Source organism: Laceyella sacchari (assembly GCF_004343255.1).
Classification (GTDB): Bacteria; Bacillota; Bacilli; order Thermoactinomycetales; family Thermoactinomycetaceae; genus Laceyella; species Laceyella sacchari.
The window spans coordinates 1-19,886 of sequence record NZ_SMDD01000001.1; the positions used below are offsets into that span (position 1 = coordinate 1).

The window sequence follows — 19,886 nt, forward strand, 5'->3', positions numbered from 1 at the left end:
GGTGGGGCAGATGATTGGGGTGAAGTCGTAACAAGGTATCCCTACCGGAAGGTGGGGATGGATCACCTCCTTTCTAAGGAGCTCTTTCTAGAGCAAATCGATCATTTTCTTGGGTCACGTGACACTCACTCTTTAGTTTTCAGGGAATACGATTAAGCCCCGGCCATAGGCTGGGGCTTTTTTATGTTGATTATGAGCATTCACCATTGTGATGGAAAGTGGATAATAAATGCCAACCTGTAGTTTATGCTTTCCACAGGCTGGTGAGATGTTCGTACAAGGGTAGGGCGGATGGTAGCGTGTCGGGGATCGCCCAGTTCAGGGAAGACTCTCCGGGGGTATAGGGAATGATGGTGCCGTAGCCTGAGGCTTGAGCCAAGGCGACACAATCTTCCATCCCCGCAGTTGGGAGGATGCCCATGGTGACTCCTGCGAGCGAAGGGGAGAATTCACATAGTACATAATCGAATGATTTCAGATATTGGCTGGCTAATTGGATGAATAAATCTGTCTCCGATCCCGGTTGCCTGTGGCGAGTTGCATGACTCCCATCAAACCGCCCCCCTCTAATGACCCAAGCCATTCGTTTTTGTGCTTGGGGTTGATGCAGACGAAAAGTAAGCTTGCGTTGTTTCAGCCCATACAACAATGCAAACCATGGCAGATTGCTTAATGGCTTGTGCAATGTAAGTCGTTTGCCCCACAAGGCCTGCATCGGGTGATGGTATAAGTAGGAAATGGGAGAAGAGATGCTCCATTCCACTTCCGCGACCAATGTGGGATCTTCAGGCAACAGTTGTTGGCAGAGAGTGAGTAACGATTCAGATTGGTATTTCATCAACAGACCCCCTACCATTAGATATCGAACAAGTGTTCTTATGTTTCCATTATAAGGGGAGGAGGATGAAAGGGCAACTCCTTTTTGTGAACAATCAATTAAAGCCATTGGAGGCCTCTTCTATTGCTGGTTTGACCAAAGGGGTTATCTTACGCAATGTTTTGATAATAGTGAACGCCGGTCACTCAGGACAGAAGGGTGCCTGTGGTGACCGGGCGGCAATTGGTGTATCTGTATCCAGTCCATAAGGGGACTGAAATCGGCGGAGAATAGCATGCTCCCTGCACTTTGCGCAAATAATCAGGAGAGTAGCTTGCCTATTTCGCTGATGATTCGTGGCAGTGGAACGGTCTCATCATATCTGCCGTGAATGCGGCCTTGTTGATCGATTAAAACGGTAGTAGGGACAGAGGTAACCCCATAAGCATCGGTTACTTTGGTTCCCTCATCCCGTAGCACGGGAAATGTGAAAGATGATTGCTTCATAAATGCAACGATGCGATCAGGACTCGCTTCTCTGCCAGTGACATCAATGGTCAAAAATGTAACTTTCGGGTGTTGCATGGTGCGATACAATACTTCTTTCCTAGGTAGAGCGTCAAGACATGCCGAACACCATGTCACCCAAAATTCGAGCCAGATTAATTGGCCAGCGTAATGCTCCAAGCGATGGGTTCTCCCTTCTAGATCAACCAAGGCGAACGAAGGAGCCAGTGGCTTGTCCATAGAAACTCCCCCTCACATCCGAATCAAGATCAACCCAGCAAACAACAAGAGCAAGCAAAGGCGTTGCATCCATGATAAGCGCTCGCGGTATATCAAGATCGACAGCAGTGCGACAACTAAACTGTTGGTGGCGAAAATGGGAGCGATGATACTTGCCGGCCCTTTTGACAAAGCGATGGAATAGATTTGCAATCCAGCGAACGAGAACACGCCTGCGCCAAGACCCCACCACCAGCCGATTGCCCGGGTTCGTGGTGGCTCGGGGCGGTCGCGCAGGATGCTGATGCCAAACCAAGCGATTCCCACCACATAGCTGACGAATAAGATGGTGGCGCCTGGCAGGTGAAGCTCTTCCGTGATTTTGAGACCGCCATTGCGCAAGAAAAAGAGGAGCGTTGCTGTTAACACCAATCCATACCATGAGATATTGCGGATTCGTAAGTTTTCGTTGGGGTCAATCGGCAACAGAGAAATTGCAGCCACCAGCAGAATCACACCGATCATCTCAGTCCAAGAGATGGTTTCCTGATAGAACAAGATCGACATAATGACGGTGAGCAAGATGTTGCTGTTCGTCAAAGGAGCGGTCAAACTAGCGGGTCCCACTTCTAGTGCTTTCATGAACAACAGATTGCCCGCGGCGGAACCGATGCCGATCACTAATCCGAATAACAGCACGGGCCAAGTGAATAACGTTGCCCCCGTATGCAACATCCACCACAAAAAGCCCATCGCCCCGCTGACATATAAGCCGAGCAGCAGATAATTGTTGGCTCCTTTATGGTGGGAACTGATTTTCATCATAAAACCCGCCAAGCCGAAGGTGAGTGAGCTGAACAGTGCAAGTATGAACCACATGGAGCGATAATCCTTTCTGTGTCGGTTCGTGCCAATGATAATGCGGTTGCTTGCGACAACGATTCCATGATAACGTGACTCAATAATCACGTCTACCAGTAGGAGACTCTTTCTTATTCTTATATTTGGGGGCGGCAAATATTTGCGCACCGGGCGGGAGTTGACAACACCTAGGGTGGACAGGCATGCTAAAAAATAAAAGAGAGTGGGGGGAAAGATTGTGCAATCAATAGATGGATTGTTGCAAGAAGCATACGATTTGGTCGGCCAGCGGCTACCGAAAGAAACGTTTAGGGATGCGGAACATCCGAACAACCGCCTGTTAATCGGGGTCACCTGTCTGCGGGTCGGGGCAGTAAATGTGGCTTACCGCTTGTTTGAATCGATTGCTCAGGAAGGGCCGAAGGAGAATGCCAACCATCACTTCGCTTATGTGCGGAGTTTGGTAGAGATGGCTGAAATCGATGCTGAAAACGAACGCTACTCGCAGGCGGCTGAACATATGGCCACGGCGTTGGCTGAATACCCGGAATCGATGGGATATATGATGAGCAGGGTTCATCTGGAAGTGTATTTGACTTATTACCAATACCAAGCGGGCAGAAAAGACGAAGCGCTGTCAGGTATCGCTGCGCTTTGCGCGCGTGAGGAGCAAGCCTTTCGGGAGATGGAGCTCAGAGATGCAAAGGCTTTGGTTGGCCCCGGCTTGTGTTATGCGTTGCATCAGTGGGCTTTGTTCTATGCGATGGAGGGAGATTGGGATCGCGCATATGAAAAAGCGAAAAGCATGATTCCGTACGCTACTTCCGTCGATGAAGCCGGCGTGGAGCAAGCAGAGCGGTTACATCGGGAAGGAAATGGCGAGGCGGCTATGAACCGTTTGATTGAAGCGGTACGATATCGCGATGGAGAATGAGAAAGGGGGCGGAACATGGCGGCGGGGATCATCGCAGAGACCACGGTCGGTTTGAAAGATTGGGCGGTAGCTGTTGAAGCATTGGGTTCAGGCAAGCAAATTCTGGTCATGCGCAAAGGGGGCATTGCCGAGGAGACACGCCATTTTACCGTCCAAAGTGATCGGTTTTATTTGTTTCCGGCATATGAACATCAAAAAGAAGAGCTGTTGAAGCCCGAATATCAGGGAGGAATCGCAGAAACCCGCAAGGAGTGGACGGATGGGCAACAAATGGTGACCATCAAATATTTCGCCGTATTGCATGAGGATATCGAAGTGCGCGATGAAGAAGTGTTACTGCGCTTGTCTCCCTATCATATCTGGAATGACCGGTTTGCGACGGAGCGGTTAAAGTGGAAGAAGAAACACCCGCTGCATGTGTTGCTGTTGCGAGTGTACAAACTGGAACAGCCCTTTGCCATTCCAGTTCGCGACGCGTATTTTGGTTGCAAATCGTGGCATCAATTGCCGGAAGAGCTACACGGATTGAAAGGAGTTCCCGTTTTGTCGGATGAGGCGTTTGAAAGCGAAGTGAAAGCGATCAAAGCCGCATTGGTTTAAGCTTTTCTTTTGTTGGCAACTACATGAAAACGGACTCCAGATTGGCGGAGTCCGTTTTTTAGGCGTTTTGTAAGGAGTTTACTTGATTTTCAAATTCAAGCAATAGTTCTTCCAATGTCATTTGGTTTTCCAAATACAACTGAACCAGCTCTAGGAAAAGGGTGTTTTTGTCCTCGGGCAGATTCAATGTTTCCAACAGCTCGTTGAATGGGTCAAAATCACGAGCTAAGATATGTATGCTGTTTGATTGAAATAAGGTTTCCAACTGACTTGTCTTATGATAAATATCTTTGACCATTTTAAGTATAATGCCGATGAGGTGTTTTTTTTGTTGATCCATTCTAACTCCCTTTCTTCTTTCTTTATAATGGTACTAAAGGGTATTATAACAGATTAAATTGAAATTCTGCACTTGATTTCGGTTAACTTGCCAATTAGGAGGGGTTCAATCCATGAAAGCAGTCGTGATCAAAGAAAAGGGCGGGGCGGAGCAATTAGAGATTAAAGAAATCGCCAAACCCATATGCAAAGAAGATGAATTACTCGTTCGTGTGAAAGCGACCGCCGTGAACCGCGCCGATATCGCCCAACGGGAAGGCGCATATCCGCCGCCTCCTGGGGCGAGTCCCATCTTGGGGTTGGAGTTGGCCGGGATTGTGGAGGAAGTGGGGGAAGCATGCCAGGACAGATGGGCGGTAGGAGACAGGGTGTTTGGACTGCTATCGGGCGGGGGGTATGCGGAATATGCCGTATTGCCTGGTGTGCTGGCGCTCCCAATTCCGGAGTCGTTATCTTTTGAAGAAGCGGCCGCCATTCCCGAAGTGTTTTTAACCGCATATCAGTGCTTATTTTGGATCGGGCGTCTGCAAAAAGGGGAAAAGGTGTTGATTCACGCTGGCGCCAGCGGGGTGGGTACAGCTGCGATCCAGTTGGCGCGGGCGACTGGGGCCGAAGCGTTGGTCACTGTCGGTTCGGAGGAAAAGCGGGATTTCTGCTTACGTTTGGGAGCCAAACATGCATTCAATTACCGCGAAGGGAATTTTTCCGATAAGGTGTTAGAAGCTACCGATGGCCAGGGCGTTGACGTGGTATTGGATTTTGTGGGTGCCCCTTATTGGCAACAAAACCTGAGTGTGCTGAAGATGGATGGCCGCTTGGTCTTCATCAGCGCGCTGGGTGGTACCAAGCTGGACCAAGCTTCCATCGGCGCAATTTTGCGCAAGCGCTTGACAATTACCGGCACGACTCTGCGCTCCCGTTCATTGGCGTATAAAGAAGCACTTAACCGTGATTTCGCTTCGTTCGCGCTTCCCCGGTTGGTCAGCGGAGAATTAAAGCCGGTCATTGATACCGTCTATCCGTTGTCAGAAGTGCAAGAAGCCCACCGCTATATGGAACAGAATAAGAACAAAGGCAAGATTGTGTTGCGAATAGAAGATTGATTTGGTTTTTTCTCTTGCTCCGAGCAGTGGCCTCCTGTTTGCATTTTTTTTCCGGAAAGAGAGAAACTAGGGTGGACACCCTGCGGTTTCATCAGGGTCATCTTGGATCAGGAGGTGGCGAGCATGGTGGAGCGAGGAATTGAACAAGCGCTACTTGAATACAAGGAAGGACTTGGCCGGTTGGCGAAGCATCTTCCTGAAGTGGCGCACGCTTATAATCAGTTTACTGGGGCTTGCTTCAGTGAAGGCGCCTTGTCCCTGAAGGAGAAACACCTCATCGCCTTAGCACTGGGCGTGTTTTCCAATGATGAATACTGCATCGTTTATCACACCAAAGGTGCGGTGGACAATGGGGCGAGCGAACAAGAAGTGTTGGAAGCAGCTGGAGTGAGTGCCGCGTTTGGGGGCGGCATGGCGATGTCCCAAGCGGTGACGGTTCTGCTTGAGGCGCTTGATGAATTGAAAGGAAAATGAGTGGATCGATCCGGTTTCGGTATGGAACCGGATCGATCATTTTTATTTAGATGAAAATATGTTATCAAGAAAAAAGTTTTGTTTCACTTCTACAATTAACAGGGGAGGTTTATTAAATTTAAAAAAACAACAACAATTCGAGAAAGTCAATTGATGTTATGGTAGGATTATTAACTTTTTTAAAATAGAGAAATGCTTGTTGACAAGGGGGAAAGTCCAGAGTACGATGGGAAAGGAATTGCGCATACGCAAAAATGGCTCCAAATCGGTTTAAGTTTACCCATATTGGGGAATAAGGGCTTCCGGGAGAATGAATTAACAAGAGAAGCCCGGGCGTTCCGTGTTGAGCTACTCTATGGTAGTTTGCGTTTGATTACCGAGAGTAAGGGAGTTTGAGCACATGCTAAAACGAGATCAAGCCGGCTATTTGTTTGAACGCAAGATTACCCCTTTCATCATTCCGAAAGAGCAAGTGGTAGTCGTTGATCCGGATTGGTCACTGGAAAGGGCGCTTCTAGTATTGACACGCAAGGGGACGAATTCGGTTCCTGTGATCAATAAGGTGGGTCAAGTAGAGGGTCTGATCAGCAAAACAGAAATACTTGATTTCATGTTTAAAATCAGCCAAGGAAACGAAATTGACTTCAGCCAACTTAGCAAGTACAAAGTGCAGGAAGCGATGAACAAAAACCATTCTGGCATTCTGGCCAACTCGATTTTTTCATTCGCCTTTGAGGTGTTGATCAATCGATCATATATTCCCATCATTGATATAAAAGGGATGTTTGTGGGGATTTTGACCAGAAAAGTCATGATGGAACAAGTGATTGAATATTTCAAAGAAGAATATATGAATACAGTGGCAGATCAAATTTAACGCCTGAAAGACCAGGAGAGAAGATGGGGTAAAGGAAAACCGCTCCAATGTGATTGGGCGGTTTTCTCTGATCTGCTGCATGTTTTTCTACATAAAGAAAATAAAAAAGAATAAACATAAAAAATAATAAGTGCCATGCATTTGTTCAGTTTTTCACTTCCACAAACAGGTCATCCAACAGTTGATGTTGATGGCACTGCTGGAAAAACTGGCTCAATTCTTGCCAAAGTGCAGCTTCTTGTTGCCGTTCAGTAATTTGCGCAGTCAATTTGACGTATTGTAGCCACCCAAAGAAGGAGAAGGGGATGAATGGAAAAGAAAAGTCCTCTTTATAACAAGACATCAGGATGGGTTCCAACTCGCGGTAAGCACTTTTCAGAATGGTGATTTCAAGCGTTTCCGGTAGTTTCGCTGCGGCGTGTACCAAGGGGCGCTGTTTTTTCCAAATGTGGAGCATGCGTTTTTTTAGGAAGCTGTTGCGGTATCTGTCTTGATCCTTTGGATCGAGTGGGACGCGAAAAGAAGGTTTATTTTCACGTGCCTTGTTTTCATAAAAAAAGGATCGTTCAGACTTCTTGTAGGGGTCGGCATTCAACGCTGCTGAAGAGGTTTTTTTGCTTAAAAAATCAACCGGTGAAGCAATAGATTTCAAAATGGAAAGATGGCCTCTCGACAATAGCATATTGTTTTTTTCCATAACTATTCCTCCTACAAGTGCACTTCTGCATCAGACGAACAAGTGGTAAAAATTAAAAAACGAATGAAGACAGAATAAAATGATAAAAAAGATGAAAGGCGTTCAAATCGCGCCTTCTATAGAATATTCTGCCTTAAAAATGTGTTTTAAGCAAGTGAATATCAGCTTAATTTCGCCTGATATTTGAACAATTCTTAGATATTTTTTCAGTAAGGTTTATCTATTTTCGTAATATAATGTAAAATGCGAGCGGTCTAAATTGTGGTTTGTAAATGTCTCATCATATATTTCCGTATGCAACGGGAAAATTCCTGTTTTCCCTAAAATTAGGAGAGTGAGGGAGTCGGTTATAGTAAAAATATTGGAATTTACAGGGAAGTTGTTGCTGTTGATGGGTTTGGCAACTGTTTTCTCTATGCCGTTTATGCTGAACACCAGCAATGCGAACTTTAGCCTCGCCGGACAGGATGTCGCTCTCATCCTAGCGGTTTTCTCCATGTATGGATTGTTTGAACGGCGTCGGGGATGGGAGCTCGGCTTGCGGCAACGAGATGGATGGGTGCGATTTGCCGAAGGGGCCGGGTTTGGTATGGCGCTGATCAGCATAGTAGTGCTGATGATCTTTGTGTTTGGGGGAGCCCGGATCATTGAAGTGAGATTTACCCCTCCGGTATTGCAGAGCGCATGGCAAACGCTGATTTTGTTCCTGTTGGTGGGATTATCGGAAGAATTGATGTCCCGTGGGTATGTACAAGGCTTGCTTCGTCATCGGTTTAACAAGTGGGTGGCATGGGGTGTTTCGGCGCTGGTCTTCGCACTGCTTCACGGGTTCAACCCCGGGGTTTGGAGTCACGGGTTTCCCATCTTTAATCTCATTTTGGTGGGCGTGCTGTTTAGCGTCTATCGGGATGTGTCAGGCGGATTGTGGGCGCCTATCGGCTTTCACTTCACGTGGAATTTTTTCCAAGGGCCCGTATACGGATTTAAGGTGTCGGGGTTGGAAATGCAGTCGTTTTTGCAAATCAGGTCGCAAGGCGGGCTTTTTTTGTCGGGCGGTGCATTTGGCCCGGAAGGGAGTGCTGCTTGTACGATCGTTTTGCTGGTGGCTACTTCATGGCTCATCTGGAGAGAACGAAATACACAAACCGCAGTGCCATCATAAAGCTGCGGTTTTCTTTTTTTTGACAAATGTGTTAGTGTCGATACGTAAGAACTGCGAAAAAACCTCCTCGCAATTGCCATGGTTATCTCATGTTCATGGTTTTTTCTTTTTGCTGGAGGTAGATTTGGCGGTGCCTGGGGCAGGGATTTCGAAGGAGTTTGTTTGCGGGAGCGGAACGTACCAACCTTCACCGATGTGGCGATACGACGACTTGTTTTTCTTGTGCAACGGACAGAAATCGCATCGGCCGCCCGGCCGTTTTTCATAGCATGCGAGGCAACGGATTGGTTTCATAAAAAACTCCTTTCTTAGACAGTAAACAGATACATACGGATGATTGCGAATATAACAAATTCCTCGGCTGGAGAGTGAAGCGCGAGAGGGGAAGATATCCTAATATCAAGGATTTCCGCGGAACGTGTGAAACTTCGCTTGCTATAGGGATATGTGTGAAGTAAAATAAAATGAGAATCACATGATAATCACTCTAATTTAGTCAGTGGGTGGTAGAAGGTGGTTCTGGCATAACACACCCATGGTTTTTATTCCACTTTATTTTACCATCCATGGGTCCGCAAATCATATCTCCAGAAAATAATCCCGCACCAACCGGCAGGAGATATATAACGAATGAACGATGGAGGAATGAAGATGTCGAAAGCACCAAAACTGACGATAAAGAACTTGCACGCTTCCGTTGATGGGAAAGAGATTTTGAAAGGGGTGAACCTCGAGGTCAAAGGTGGCGAAGTGCATGCTATCATGGGTCCGAACGGAACCGGTAAAAGTACGCTGGCATCTGCGTTGATGGGTCATCCGCGTTATGAGGTGACGCAAGGGGAAGTAACTTTGGACGGAGAAAACCTGCTGGAGATGGAAGTGGATGAGCGCGCCCGTGCAGGCCTGTTTCTGGCGATGCAGTATCCGGCAGAAGTGAGCGGGGTGACCAACTCCGACTTTTTGCGTAGCTCGATTAACGCTAAACGCGGCGAAGGTAATGAGATTTCCCTGATGAAATTCATCCGCGAGCTGGATAAGAAGATGGAACTGCTCGAAATGGATGAGAAGTTTGCGACTCGGTACCTGAACGAAGGTTTTTCCGGTGGGGAAAAGAAACGGAATGAAATTCTGCAAATGATGATGCTGCAACCCCGCATCGCCATTATGGACGAAATCGACTCCGGTTTGGATATTGACGCGCTCAAAGTGGTAGCCAAAGGGGTAAACTCGATGCTGAGCGATGAGTTGGGCGTGTTGATGATCACCCACTACCAACGTTTGCTGAACTACATCAAGCCAGATTATGTGCATGTATTCATGCAAGGGCGCATCGTGAAATCGGGTGGACCGGAATTGGCGGAGCGTTTGGAAGCAGAAGGCTACGATTGGGTCAAAGAAGAACTGGGCATTGAAGACGAGACCGTCGGTCAAAAGGCGTAAGGGGTGGTGCATAAAATGAGTGTAGAAACCTGCGTGCTTTTTGATGAGAGCGTTGTGAAAGGAATTGCCGCCAAAACGCAAGAACCGGCTTGGATGCTCAATGCCCGCCTGGAAGCTTTGAAAGATGTCCCCAATTTGCCTTTACCCAAATTGGAGCGTACCAATATCGACCGTTGGAATTTCACCAACTTTACGCCATTCACTGAAGAAGCGGCGATTGGTTCGCTTACTGAGTTGCCCGAAGATGTGCAGGAGTTCATCTTTGACAATGAGCAAGCCCATGTCATGGTTCAGAAAAACGGAAGTGTCATTTTCCGCCGCTTAGGCGATGACTTGGCTGAACAAGGTGTGGTGTTCACTGATTTGGCTGGTGCGGCGCGGGAAAACGAAGCGTTGGTAAAGAAGTTTTTCATGACTGACGGCATCAAACGGGATGAACATCGCCTGTCGGCGCTTCACGCAGCTTTAAACAGCGGTGGCGTGTTCCTCTATGTGCCGCGCAATGTGGAAGTGAAGGTGCCGATTCAAGGATTGTTCTGGCTCGCCGGTGAGAAAGCGGCGATGATGCCTCATATCATCATTGTGGCGGAAGCCAACAGCCGCATCGACTTTGTAGCCAATTTCATCGCTCGTCCCGGTGACGAAGCGGCGTTTAACAATAGTGCGATCGAAGTGTTCGTCAGCGACGGGGCACGTGTGCGAGTGGCGACGGTGAGTAGCCTTGGCAAAGAGACTGTCGATGTCATTTACCGTCGTTCCCTTGTTAGCCGTGACGGCCAACTGGAATGGATTGTAGCCGACTTGAGTGAAGGTCGCGTCATTTCTGATAACACCACGCACTTAAAGGGCGAAGGTGGTACGGTAAATGTGAAAACCGTCGTGTTGGGCACGGATGAAATGAGAGCCAACGTTACTTCGTCCATTCATCATTGGGGTCGTCACACGGCCAGCGACATCAATGCGCGTTCGGTGATGAAAGATTCGGCTACCAGCATTTTGAACAGTATCACCAAGATTGAAAAAGGGGCGAGTAAGTCTGACGGCCAACAGTCAGGCAAGGTACTGATGCTGAGCCCAGATGCCCGGGGGGACGCTAACCCGATTCTCTTGATCGATGAGAACGATGTGACTGCAGGGCACGCTGCGAGTGTAGGGCGGATCGATCCGACCCAACTTTATTATTTGATGTCCCGCGGAATCAGCCGCCGCGAAGCTGAAAAGTTGATCATCCGCGGGTTCCTGGATGCGGTGGTTTCCCAAATTCCTTCTGAAAGCTTGCAAGCCAGCATCCATCGCCTGATTGAAAGGAAGCTCCAATCATGAACGGCCTGAAACGGGATTTCCCGATATTGCGGCAAGAGGTGAATGGGCACCCGCTCGTATACTTGGACAGTGCCGCGACCTCGCAAAAGCCCTTGCAAGTGATTCAAGCGTTGGAAGAGTATTATCGCGGATACAATTCCAATGTGCATCGGGGTGTTCACACCCTTGGCTCCAAAGCGACGGATGCGTATGAAGGGGCGCGCGAAAAAGTGCGCCGTTTTGTGAATGCTCGCTCCGTGAAGGAAATAGTTTTCACGCGTGGCACCACCACGGCGCTCAACTTGGTAGCTGCAAGCTATGCCAAACCACGCTTGCAAGCTGGGGATGAAATCATCTTGACCCCGGCTGAGCATCACAGCAACCTGATTCCCTGGCAACAAGTGGCCAAGGCGACTGGCGCGACGCTGAAATATTTTCCGCTTGCAACGGATGGTACACTGGAGATGGGGAAAGTGAAAGAGATGATCACACCCCAAACCAAGATCGTCGCGATGCAACATGTGTCCAATGTGCTGGGAACGGTACATCCGATCAAAGAAATTGCCCAGCTCGTTCATGCCCAAGGCGGCGTCATCGTGATCGACGGCGCGCAAAGTGCTCCCCATTTGAAAGTGGATGTGCGGGAGTTGGATGTGGACTTCTTCGCTTTCTCCGGCCACAAGATGTGTGGGCCGACCGGAATCGGGGTGCTGTACGGCAAGGAAGAGTTGCTGGAGCAGATGGAACCGATCGAATTTGGTGGCGAAATGATCGATTATGTGGATCTGTATGATGCCACGTGGAAAGAGTTGCCTTGGAAGTTTGAAGGGGGAACGCCGATTATCGCCGGCGCCATCGGTTTGGGTGCAGCCATCGATTATTTGGAAGCGATCGGACTTGATAAGATCGAAGAGCACGACCGGAAGTTGGCCAGCTATGCAGTGGACCGCTTAAGCCAGATTGAAGGGTTGACCATCTATGGCCCTCGTGAAGGACGGATGGGTGTGGTCACTTTCAATTTGGGCGACGTTCATCCCCATGATGTAGCGACGGTGCTCGATGCGGAGGGTATCGCTGTGCGGGCTGGGCATCATTGTTGCCAGCCGCTCATGCGTCAATTGCAAGTGACGGCCACCGCCCGGGCGAGTTTTTATCTATACAACGATGAAGCCGATATTGACCTGTTGGTGAAAGGTTTACAAAAAACAAAGGAGTACTTCGGACATGTCATTAGATGATCTGTATCGCCGGGTGATAATGGATCATTACCAACGCCCGCGCAACCGGGGACGGATCGAAGATGGGGCGGTCACTGTTGATCTGAACAACCCCACTTGCGGTGACAGCATCTCGTTGCAAATGCGCGTGGAAGACGGTGTGATCCAAGATGCGAAGTTTTTGGGAGAAGGATGCTCCATCAGCCTGGCTTCCGCTTCGATGATGACGGAAGCGGTGATCGGATTGTCACCGGAGAAAGGGTTGGAGCTGGTTGACCTTTTTTCACGCCTCATGCAAGGGGAAGAAGTTGACATGGAACAGTTTCCACTTGAGGATATTGAGGCATTGACAGGAGTGGCCAAATTCCCCGCGCGGATTAAATGTGCGACCTTGGCCTGGAAGGCATTGGAGAAAGGTTTGAAAGAAAAGCATTGACCTGATGGAAGGAACGGGATCGCCCTTTTGTGCAGGACGACTGGTTCAGTAACAAAGGGCCCCGGCTCCTGATGGCATATGGATAAACGAAGAGGAGGAGAAGGCCGTGGCACAAAACATTCCCGAGATATCGGAATACAGGTACGGTTTTCGTGATAAGGACGTCTCGGTTTTCCGGTCCAAAAAAGGGCTGAGCCGCGAAGTAGTGGAGGAGATCTCCCGCATGAAAGGTGAACCCGAATGGATGCTGGAATTCCGTTTGAAGGCATTGGAGCAATTCTACAAAATGCCCATGCCGGAATCAACCAACAGCAAATGGTTCTCCCTGTTGCCGGGAAACCTTGATGAACTGGATTTCGAAGACATCACCTACTACGTTAAACCATCCGAGCGGCAAGGACGTTCTTGGGACGAAGTGCCGGATGAGATTAAACAAACCTTCGACAAGCTGGGCATTCCCGAGGCGGAACAGAAGTTTTTGGCTGGGGTGTCTGCGCAATACGAGTCTGAGGTTGTATATCACAACATGCAAAAAGAATTGGAAGAGCAAGGGGTTATCTTCTGCGACACGGATACCGCTTTGCGCGAGTACCCAGAGCTGTTGAAAGAGTACTTCGGTACGGTTGTTCCGATTACGGACAACAAGTTTGCTGCATTGAACAGTGCGGTGTGGAGCGGTGGAAGCTTTATTTATGTCCCCAAAGGAGTACGTTGCGAAGTGCCGCTACAAGCTTACTTCCGTATCAACTCGGAGAACATGGGGCAGTTTGAGCGGACACTGATCATCGTGGATGAGGGTGCGTTTGTGCATTATGTGGAAGGTTGTACGGCGCCGATCTACAGCACAGACTCCCTGCACAGCGCAGTAGTGGAGATCGTGGTGAAAGATAACGCGCGTTGCCGTTACACCACCATCCAAAACTGGGCTCCCAACATTTACAACCTGGTAACCAAGCGGGCGGTGGCTCATGCAGGCGCCCATATGGAATGGGTCGATGGCAACATCGGTTCGAAATTGACCATGAAATATCCCGCTGTCATCATGAAAGGGGAAGGTGCCAAAGCTGACATTCTGTCCATCGCTGTGGCCGGAAAAGGGCAGCACCAAGATGCAGGTGCGAAAGTGGTCGCCTTGGCTCCAAACTGCACATCCACGATCATTTCTAAGTCGATCAGCAAACAGGGCGGTAAAGTGACTTACCGCGGTTTGACGTCATTTGGCAAAAACGCGGAAGGCTCCAAAGCCAATGTGAAATGCGATACGCTGATCTTGGATGACCAATCCACATCGGACACGATTCCGTACAACGAGATCAAAGCGGACAATGTTACGCTTGAACACGAAGCGACCGTGTCCAAAGTGAGCGAAGAACAGCTCTTCTACCTGATGAGCCGCGGGTTGTCAGAAAACGAAGCGACGCAGATGATTATCATGGGCTTCATCGAACCGTTTACCAAAGAATTGCCCATGGAGTACGCTGTGGAGATGAACCGCCTGATCAAATTTGAGATGGAAGGCTCTATCGGTTAATCGCAAATGAGTTATGCAACTCCCCGCTGGGTTCAGGCGGGGAGAATTTGTTTATGCAATCGCCAAAGAAACAAAGCAAAGAACCTGGTGAGAGACAACACGGCTCGTTGAACGCTAACTCAGCGCTCAACGAGCCGTGTTTGCATATGCGGCTCATCCGGCCGCGAAGGGAAAACGGACTTATTGTAGGGCATATCAGGCAAATCAAGTAGGTGGGTAGGCTCCCTTTTCATAAAAAAAGGCTATGCTTGACCCAACTTCGTCAAGTAGCGGGTCATCACATCCACGGCCACGCTGATGGCCTCCTCTTGCGGTTCGATTTTTGGATGGTGTAGCCCGTAGGGCGTGTCCACCCCAAGCCAGAACATAAAGCCGGGAATCTCCCGCAGAAAATAGCCGAAGTCTTCGCCGGTCATCGCTTCCCGGCAGGTAATCAAGTTGTAGGGTGTCTCGGCTTCGACCCAATCCATAAAAGCACGGGTCAAGGCTTCATCATTATCTACTTGGCAGTAATTGGCGCCCCAGTCGATGGTAGCCTGGCAAGCAAATCCTTGTTCGATGCCTTGTACCAGTTGTTCGATGCGTGCCTTCACCTTGTGCATCGTTTCCATAGACAGAGTGCGGATGGTCCCTTCGAGGCGGGCTTCTCCTGCGATGATGTTTTGTTTGCTGCCGACGGACATTTTGCCGATGGTGATGATGGCCGAGTCGATCGGGTCTACATTGCGCGAGACGATCGTCTGCAACTGCATCACCAACTGCGAGGCGGCAATTGCCATGTCATTGGCAAGATGCGGACGGGCTGCATGTCCGCTGGTACCGGTGAGATCGATGAAGCATTCGGAGGTGTTGGCAAACAAGATGCCCGGTTTGGTGGCGATGGTGCCCACCGGATACTCTGGGGCGATGTGTAGAGCGAAGATCATGTCCGGTTTCCATTCCTTGAATGGTTCGCTATTTAACATCGGCTGCGCGCCACCTGGCCCCTCTTCTGCCGGCTGGAACAGGAAGAGCAGATCATCGCGCAACGGCTGATGTGCAAAGTGGCTGATCAAGCCGAGGGCGATGGTCATATGGATATCGTGTCCACATGCATGCATATAGCCCTCATGCCGGGAGCGGAAAGGATAAGTGGTTTGCTCGGTGATCGGCAATCCATCCATATCGGCACGATAAGCGATGCATTTTTGTGGTTGGGTTCCGGGAATTTTGACCAAAATGCCTGTTTTCCATGTTTTGATCTGCAATCGGTTCGGTAAGGTGCGCAGGTAATCCAAGAGAAATTGTTGCGTTTTCCACTCTTGAAAGCCAGGTTCGGGAATCTGATGCAATTCGCGGCGCACCTGGATAAGTGTTTCTAATTGTGACCGGGACATCAGTTTACCTCCTAGGCAGGTTCCACCTGCGTGATTAAGCGTTCCAATGTATCTGTGAAAAAGGTGACTTCCGCACGAGTCAGGGTAAGCGGGGGTAACAGGCGCACAACAGTTTTGGCCGTCACATTAACCAATATTCCCGCCTCCAGCAATTCGCTTTGCAAGCGTTTCACTTGCTCGGCGGATAGATGCGTGCGTATTCCCAGCATCATTCCTCGTCCATCCACGCCTTTGAAAACACGGGGATGGGCTTGTTGCAACCGATGAAGCTCTTTCCAAAGAGCATCAGCCACCTGGCGTCCTTGTTCCAGCAAGCCGTCTTCCAACAAGACATCTAGTACTGCATTGCCCAAAGCGGCGCTCAATGGGGAGGGAGCAAACGTCGTTCCGTGATCTCCGGGTTGGAACAAGTCCGCTACATGCGCGCTTGCGATCAAGCCTCCCAGCGGCAACCCGCCGCCAATTCCCTTGGCGAAGAGGATGACATCAGGAGAGAGAGTGAAGTGCTGGTAGGCAAACAGTTTGCCTGTGCGGCCGATGCCAGTTTGGATTTCATCGACCAAGAATAACATTTGTTCCTCTTTGCACAACTGCTCGATCATTTCCAAATATGCGCGCTCCAGAGACACGACCCCACCTGCACCCAGGATCGGTTCTACCAAAATAGCAGCTGGACGATGTGTGCGGCAAACTTCCATCAACGAATCAATCTGGTTGGGTTCTACTTCAAAGACAGGGAAGTCCGGTTGCGGGAAGTCTTGGTAGACCCCGGGTTGCCGGGTAAGCCGCAATGCGCCCAATGTACGGCCGTGGAAACTGTTTTTCAAGACGACAATGCCTTGTCGTCCATGTTGTTCGCGCTGAATCCATTTGTGAACCAGTTTGACGGCAGCTTCTGTCGCTTCAGCCCCAGAATTGGAGAAATAGACCTTGCCTTGGCCAAACGTGTGCTTTACCAAACGCTCAGCGAGTCGGATTGCCGGGGGATTTAAAAAAAGGTTGGAGACGTGGAGAAAGCGCCGTCCCTGTTCTTCTAGCGCTTTCAAGATTCGGGGGTGGGAATGGCCAAGGGTGTTGACCGCCAGCCCCGTGAACAGATCTAAATAGCGTTTCCCCTCCGTGTCGTAGAGATAATTTCCTTCGGCTTTGCCGATGGCAATGGGATAACGCGAAACGGTGGACATGATGTAAGCTTGGTCCAGCTGTTGCCATGTTTGCATGGTGGTTCACTCCCTAAGAAGGCCAGATAGTAAAAGGAGGCCCCGAAGGGCCTGTGGAGAAGGGTTTAGAGATCGCGCAAGGCTTGGATGATTTCCGTTTTGGAACGGGTTTTGTCATCGATCTCTTTGATGACGCGAGCCGGCGTGCCGGCAACAACCACATTGGGCGGTACATCTTTGGTAACAACCGCTCCAGCGGCTACAACAGAGCCTTTACCGATGCGCACGCCTTCCAGTACAACCGCGTTAGCACCGATCACAACATCGTCTTCCACGATAACTGGAGTAGCGGATGGCGGTTCAATCACGCCAGCAATGACCGCACCGGCACCGATGTGGCAGTTTTTGCCGATGGTGCCGCGGCCGCCGATGATCGCGTTCATGTCGATCATGGTGCCTTCACCGATCACAGAACCGATGTTGATGACAGCACCCATCATAATGACCGCATTTGGTCCGATTTCCACTTGGTCGCGGATAATTGCGCCTGGTTCAATCCGCGCCGGAATGTTTTTCATGTCCAAGAGCGGAATCGCCGAATTGCGACGGTCATGCTCTACTACATAGTCTTCGATGTGCTCTTTGTTAGCGGTCAACACCGGTTCAAGGTCTTTCCAGTCTCCAAAGACAACGCCCACTTGCCCGGTGATGAATGTTTGGACATTTGGCCCGAAGTCGATGCGATCCAATTGACCTTTGATATGTATCTTAACCGGCGTTTTCTTTTCGCTTTTTTGAATGAACTCGATGATTTGGTGAGCGTTCATTTCTTTCATGTACAGGCATCCTTTCTGTGGGAAGGTACAAGTTCACTGAAAGTATATCACAACCACTTTTGCAGAGTGAAGGGCTTGTAGATAAACACCTTTAGCTGACGGGAATATACAAACATAAAAAAGAGGGACTGCACGAGTCCTCTTTTTCTTCGGTATTCACATGGGTTTGTACACATTTTTCTTTATAACTTTGACGTTATCAATTCGTAATAACATCATCAGAGAAAGTTTAACGCATCATTTATCTTAAAATGTATATGATTCGCCGTCATCTGGAACTAAAACATGAGAGGAGATGCCTTTTTCATGAAGAAATGTTTTCAATTCTTCTCTGGATAATGTCCAATGGTTGACAGCTTCCATATGGACAACAACAATTTTGGCATCAGGAGCAGCCATATGCACTTCATAAATGTCCTCTTTCCCCATAACGAGAGAGCCGCCTGCAAAGAATTGATTATTGCCGCCATTTACCACAATGATTTCCGGTTTGTGTATATCGATCACTTCTTGGATCGCTTTATACCATACAGTATCTCCAGCTACATATAAAGTTTTTTCACTCGGGTGCTTGAAGACAACACCACAAACTTGACCCATACGTTTTAATATTTCTCCTCTTCCGTGTTGCCCCTTCGTTTTGATCAACCGGATCCCACTAAAGACTGTATTTTCTTGTAGTACTTCTACATGTTGAAAACCAGCTTTTCGTACTGCTTGTGCATCTTCTTCATTTTGGACAAACATTTTTATATCTTTGGGTAATTCTTTTTGAGCAGCCTCATCAAAGTGGTCTAAATGCAAATGCGTCACAATCGCAGCATCTACATGAATTATCTCATCCAGTGATACAGGCAGGCTGACTAAAGGATTATATTGGTCCTGTCTTAATGAATTGGGGAATGGAGGATAAGTCCCTCACTCTGCTAACATTGGATCAATTAAAAATTTTTTTCCTGCGTAATGAACAATGATTGTAGCATTGCGAATTTGTTGTATGTGCATATTGATAACTCCTTTGTGTTTTCATTCGTGTTTCCTTTCGGTGTTTAGTTTATAATTTGGGCAATATTTAAATACATAAAAAAAATCAAGTGTTTTGACCATTTGACTCGAATTTTGAAAGGAGTTCATTTCTTGTTGGATAAAACTGACATGCAAATAATAGAAGAACTATCTAAAAACAGTCGGATTACGATGAAGGAATTGGGGGAGAAAGTTCACTTGACTGGACAAGCAACTGCGTCTAGGGTTGCTAAATTAGAGGACAATGGTGTAATTGAGGGTTATACCATTAAATTAAATCATGCGAAAATAGGGTGTTTTATACACGCTTTCATCAATATCTATATAAAAGATACACACCATCAGCCATATCTCTTATTTATCCAAAGCCAGGAGAAATACATCATAAATAACTATAAAATCAGTTGAGATAGTTGTTATCTTCTAGAATGCAGATTTCCGACCAATGAAGTATTAGACAAGTTTTTGTTACAGTTAAACAAGTATGCAAACTATAAATTATCAATGGTGATTAGTAAGCAGTAAGTGAGGAATCTTAAGCTCTGCTTCTATTCAAGGTATAACAGCATGGTGACTGATTCGTTCAACAAGTAAAGGAATAGGGTTTGATAGGAGAAAGAAAACCCCCATCAAGGGGGTTATTAAATGTACGGCAAACTCTTGTAAGCCACGCCATCCCCATCTGATTTATAAGGGGCATTAGGCGCGAAAAGATCAAAGAAGGCTTGTGCTTCCTTTTGTTTGTTAAAATTTACAGTCAAATCGTTCAGCCCATGTTGTCGCTATGGGCTGAAGATGAGACCAGGTTTCGCAGTACAGACAAAGGTTATGCCAAAGGCGGAGTGGGCCAGCCCGGTTCTTGGCTCTCAAAACCGGGAGCCGGCCAGCCGGGTTCTTGGCTAGCGGTTGTAATATTCTCTACCTGGCTAGTTAGCCCCCATACGGTAGAGGTAGCAATTCCGAGGACGACCA

Annotated in this window: 21 protein-coding genes, 1 rRNA gene and 2 pseudogenes; 14 read left to right on the forward strand and 10 right to left on the reverse strand. The window is 48.4% G+C overall.

What is annotated here, in order from left to right; genetic code table 11:
* Positions 1 to 73, forward strand: a 16S ribosomal RNA gene (locus EDC32_RS00005); the annotation flags it as partial.
* A 171-nt stretch (positions 74 to 244) separates the two neighbouring features.
* Here the strand turns inward: EDC32_RS00005 and EDC32_RS00010 are convergent.
* On the reverse strand, positions 245 to 838 hold the full coding sequence (locus tag EDC32_RS00010; protein ID WP_132219513.1) for a DUF6630 family protein: 594 nt from the start codon (positions 836 to 838) through the stop codon (positions 245 to 247).
* A gap of 65 nt (positions 839 to 903) precedes the next feature.
* Between EDC32_RS00010 and EDC32_RS00015 the strand changes: the two genes are divergently transcribed.
* Complete coding sequence (locus EDC32_RS00015) at positions 904 to 1,086, forward strand: hypothetical protein (protein WP_132219514.1); 183 nt, start codon at positions 904 to 906, stop codon at positions 1,084 to 1,086.
* A gap of 52 nt (positions 1,087 to 1,138) precedes the next feature.
* Here the strand turns inward: EDC32_RS00015 and EDC32_RS00020 are convergent, their stop codons facing one another.
* A complete protein-coding gene (locus EDC32_RS00020) occupies positions 1,139 to 1,564 on the reverse strand; it encodes a TlpA family protein disulfide reductase (protein WP_132219515.1) in 426 nt (141 codons plus the stop codon).
* A 12-nt stretch (positions 1,565 to 1,576) separates the two neighbouring features.
* Entirely contained in the window at positions 1,577 to 2,422 is an 846-nt protein-coding gene (locus EDC32_RS00025; RefSeq protein WP_132219516.1) for an EamA family transporter, read from the reverse strand.
* 220 nt (positions 2,423 to 2,642) lie between these two features.
* Here EDC32_RS00025 and EDC32_RS00030 point away from each other — a divergent pair, with 220 nt between their 5' ends.
* Both EDC32_RS00030 and EDC32_RS00035 read left to right on the forward strand, forming a co-directional pair.
* Positions 2,643 to 3,338: a hypothetical protein gene (locus EDC32_RS00030; RefSeq protein ID WP_132219517.1), complete on the forward strand. Its 696-nt coding sequence runs from the start codon at positions 2,643 to 2,645 to the stop codon at positions 3,336 to 3,338.
* Positions 3,339 to 3,353: 15 nt separating this feature from the next.
* Positions 3,354 to 3,938 (forward strand): DUF1802 family protein, encoded by a 585-nt coding sequence (locus EDC32_RS00035; protein WP_132219518.1) that lies wholly within the window; start codon positions 3,354 to 3,356, stop codon positions 3,936 to 3,938.
* 58 nt (positions 3,939 to 3,996) lie between these two features.
* On the opposite strand, the gene EDC32_RS00040 is transcribed toward EDC32_RS00035, so the two are convergent.
* Positions 3,997 to 4,278 (reverse strand): hypothetical protein, encoded by a 282-nt coding sequence (locus EDC32_RS00040; protein ID WP_022738529.1) that lies wholly within the window; start codon positions 4,276 to 4,278, stop codon positions 3,997 to 3,999.
* Positions 4,279 to 4,390: 112 nt separating this feature from the next.
* Here EDC32_RS00040 and EDC32_RS00045 point away from each other — a divergent pair, with 112 nt between their 5' ends.
* The 3 genes from EDC32_RS00045 to EDC32_RS00055 all read left to right on the forward strand — a co-directional run bounded on the left by EDC32_RS00045 (position 4,391) and on the right by EDC32_RS00055 (position 6,731).
* A complete protein-coding gene (locus EDC32_RS00045) occupies positions 4,391 to 5,380 on the forward strand; it encodes an NAD(P)H-quinone oxidoreductase (protein ID WP_132219519.1) in 990 nt (329 codons plus the stop codon).
* Between the two features lie 123 nt (positions 5,381 to 5,503).
* Positions 5,504 to 5,854: a carboxymuconolactone decarboxylase family protein gene (locus tag EDC32_RS00050; RefSeq protein ID WP_022738532.1), complete on the forward strand. Its 351-nt coding sequence runs from the start codon at positions 5,504 to 5,506 to the stop codon at positions 5,852 to 5,854.
* Positions 5,855 to 6,254: 400 nt separating this feature from the next.
* The gene (locus EDC32_RS00055; protein ID WP_022738535.1) at positions 6,255 to 6,731 is read left to right on the forward strand and encodes a CBS domain-containing protein; all 477 of its coding nucleotides are present in this window, start codon (positions 6,255 to 6,257) and stop codon (positions 6,729 to 6,731) included.
* Positions 6,732 to 6,876: 145 nt separating this feature from the next.
* Here EDC32_RS00055 and EDC32_RS00060 read toward each other — a convergent pair whose 3' ends face one another.
* Complete coding sequence (locus tag EDC32_RS00060) at positions 6,877 to 7,428, reverse strand: hypothetical protein (RefSeq protein ID WP_132219520.1); 552 nt, start codon at positions 7,426 to 7,428, stop codon at positions 6,877 to 6,879.
* Between the two features lie 334 nt (positions 7,429 to 7,762).
* On the opposite strand from EDC32_RS00060, the gene EDC32_RS00065 reads away from it, so the two are divergent.
* Positions 7,763 to 8,590, forward strand: a complete 828-nt coding sequence (locus EDC32_RS00065) for a CPBP family intramembrane glutamic endopeptidase (RefSeq protein ID WP_132219521.1) — start codon at positions 7,763 to 7,765, stop codon at positions 8,588 to 8,590.
* Between the two features lie 93 nt (positions 8,591 to 8,683).
* Here the strand turns inward: EDC32_RS00065 and EDC32_RS00070 are convergent, their stop codons facing one another.
* Positions 8,684 to 8,884, reverse strand: a complete 201-nt coding sequence (locus tag EDC32_RS00070; RefSeq protein ID WP_132219522.1) for a hypothetical protein — start codon at positions 8,882 to 8,884, stop codon at positions 8,684 to 8,686.
* A 357-nt stretch (positions 8,885 to 9,241) separates the two neighbouring features.
* Here EDC32_RS00070 and sufC point away from each other — a divergent pair, with 357 nt between their 5' ends.
* The 5 genes from sufC (at position 9,242) to sufB (ending at position 14,516) form a co-directional block, all read left to right on the forward strand.
* Positions 9,242 to 10,030 (forward strand): Fe-S cluster assembly ATPase SufC, encoded by a 789-nt coding sequence (sufC, locus tag EDC32_RS00075; protein ID WP_029072113.1) that lies wholly within the window; start codon positions 9,242 to 9,244, stop codon positions 10,028 to 10,030.
* Between the two features lie 15 nt (positions 10,031 to 10,045).
* On the forward strand, positions 10,046 to 11,353 hold the full coding sequence (gene sufD, locus EDC32_RS00080) for a Fe-S cluster assembly protein SufD (protein ID WP_132219523.1): 1,308 nt from the start codon (positions 10,046 to 10,048) through the stop codon (positions 11,351 to 11,353).
* Positions 11,350 to 12,570, forward strand: coding sequence for a cysteine desulfurase (locus tag EDC32_RS00085; protein WP_132219524.1), 1,221 nt, complete (start codon positions 11,350 to 11,352; stop codon positions 12,568 to 12,570). Before sufD ends, EDC32_RS00085 begins: the two co-directional genes overlap by 4 nt.
* Positions 12,557 to 12,985, forward strand: coding sequence for a Fe-S cluster assembly sulfur transfer protein SufU (gene sufU / locus EDC32_RS00090; protein WP_022738544.1), 429 nt, complete (start codon positions 12,557 to 12,559; stop codon positions 12,983 to 12,985). The genes EDC32_RS00085 and sufU overlap by 14 nt, the downstream gene beginning before the upstream one ends.
* Positions 12,986 to 13,091: 106 nt before the next feature.
* On the forward strand, positions 13,092 to 14,516 hold the full coding sequence (sufB, locus tag EDC32_RS00095; RefSeq protein WP_132219525.1) for a Fe-S cluster assembly protein SufB: 1,425 nt from the start codon (positions 13,092 to 13,094) through the stop codon (positions 14,514 to 14,516).
* 242 nt (positions 14,517 to 14,758) lie between these two features.
* Here the strand turns inward: sufB and EDC32_RS00100 are convergent, their stop codons facing one another.
* The 4 genes and pseudogenes from EDC32_RS00100 to EDC32_RS00115 all read right to left on the reverse strand — a co-directional run bounded on the left by EDC32_RS00100 (position 14,759) and on the right by EDC32_RS00115 (position 18,893).
* The gene (locus EDC32_RS00100; RefSeq protein ID WP_132219526.1) at positions 14,759 to 15,892 is read right to left on the reverse strand and encodes an N-acetyldiaminopimelate deacetylase; all 1,134 of its coding nucleotides are present in this window, start codon (positions 15,890 to 15,892) and stop codon (positions 14,759 to 14,761) included.
* A gap of 11 nt (positions 15,893 to 15,903) precedes the next feature.
* The gene (locus tag EDC32_RS00105) at positions 15,904 to 17,112 is read right to left on the reverse strand and encodes an aspartate aminotransferase family protein (protein ID WP_132219527.1); all 1,209 of its coding nucleotides are present in this window, start codon (positions 17,110 to 17,112) and stop codon (positions 15,904 to 15,906) included.
* A gap of 65 nt (positions 17,113 to 17,177) precedes the next feature.
* The gene (gene dapD / locus EDC32_RS00110) at positions 17,178 to 17,888 is read right to left on the reverse strand and encodes a 2,3,4,5-tetrahydropyridine-2,6-dicarboxylate N-acetyltransferase (RefSeq protein WP_132219528.1); all 711 of its coding nucleotides are present in this window, start codon (positions 17,886 to 17,888) and stop codon (positions 17,178 to 17,180) included.
* A 246-nt stretch (positions 17,889 to 18,134) separates the two neighbouring features.
* Positions 18,135 to 18,893: pseudogene (locus tag EDC32_RS00115) on the reverse strand (MBL fold metallo-hydrolase).
* Positions 18,894 to 19,025: 132 nt separating this feature from the next.
* Between EDC32_RS00115 and EDC32_RS00120 the strand changes: the two are divergent.
* Positions 19,026 to 19,439 (forward strand): annotated as a pseudogene (locus tag EDC32_RS00120) (Lrp/AsnC family transcriptional regulator).
* Positions 19,440 to 19,886 lie beyond the last annotated feature (447 nt).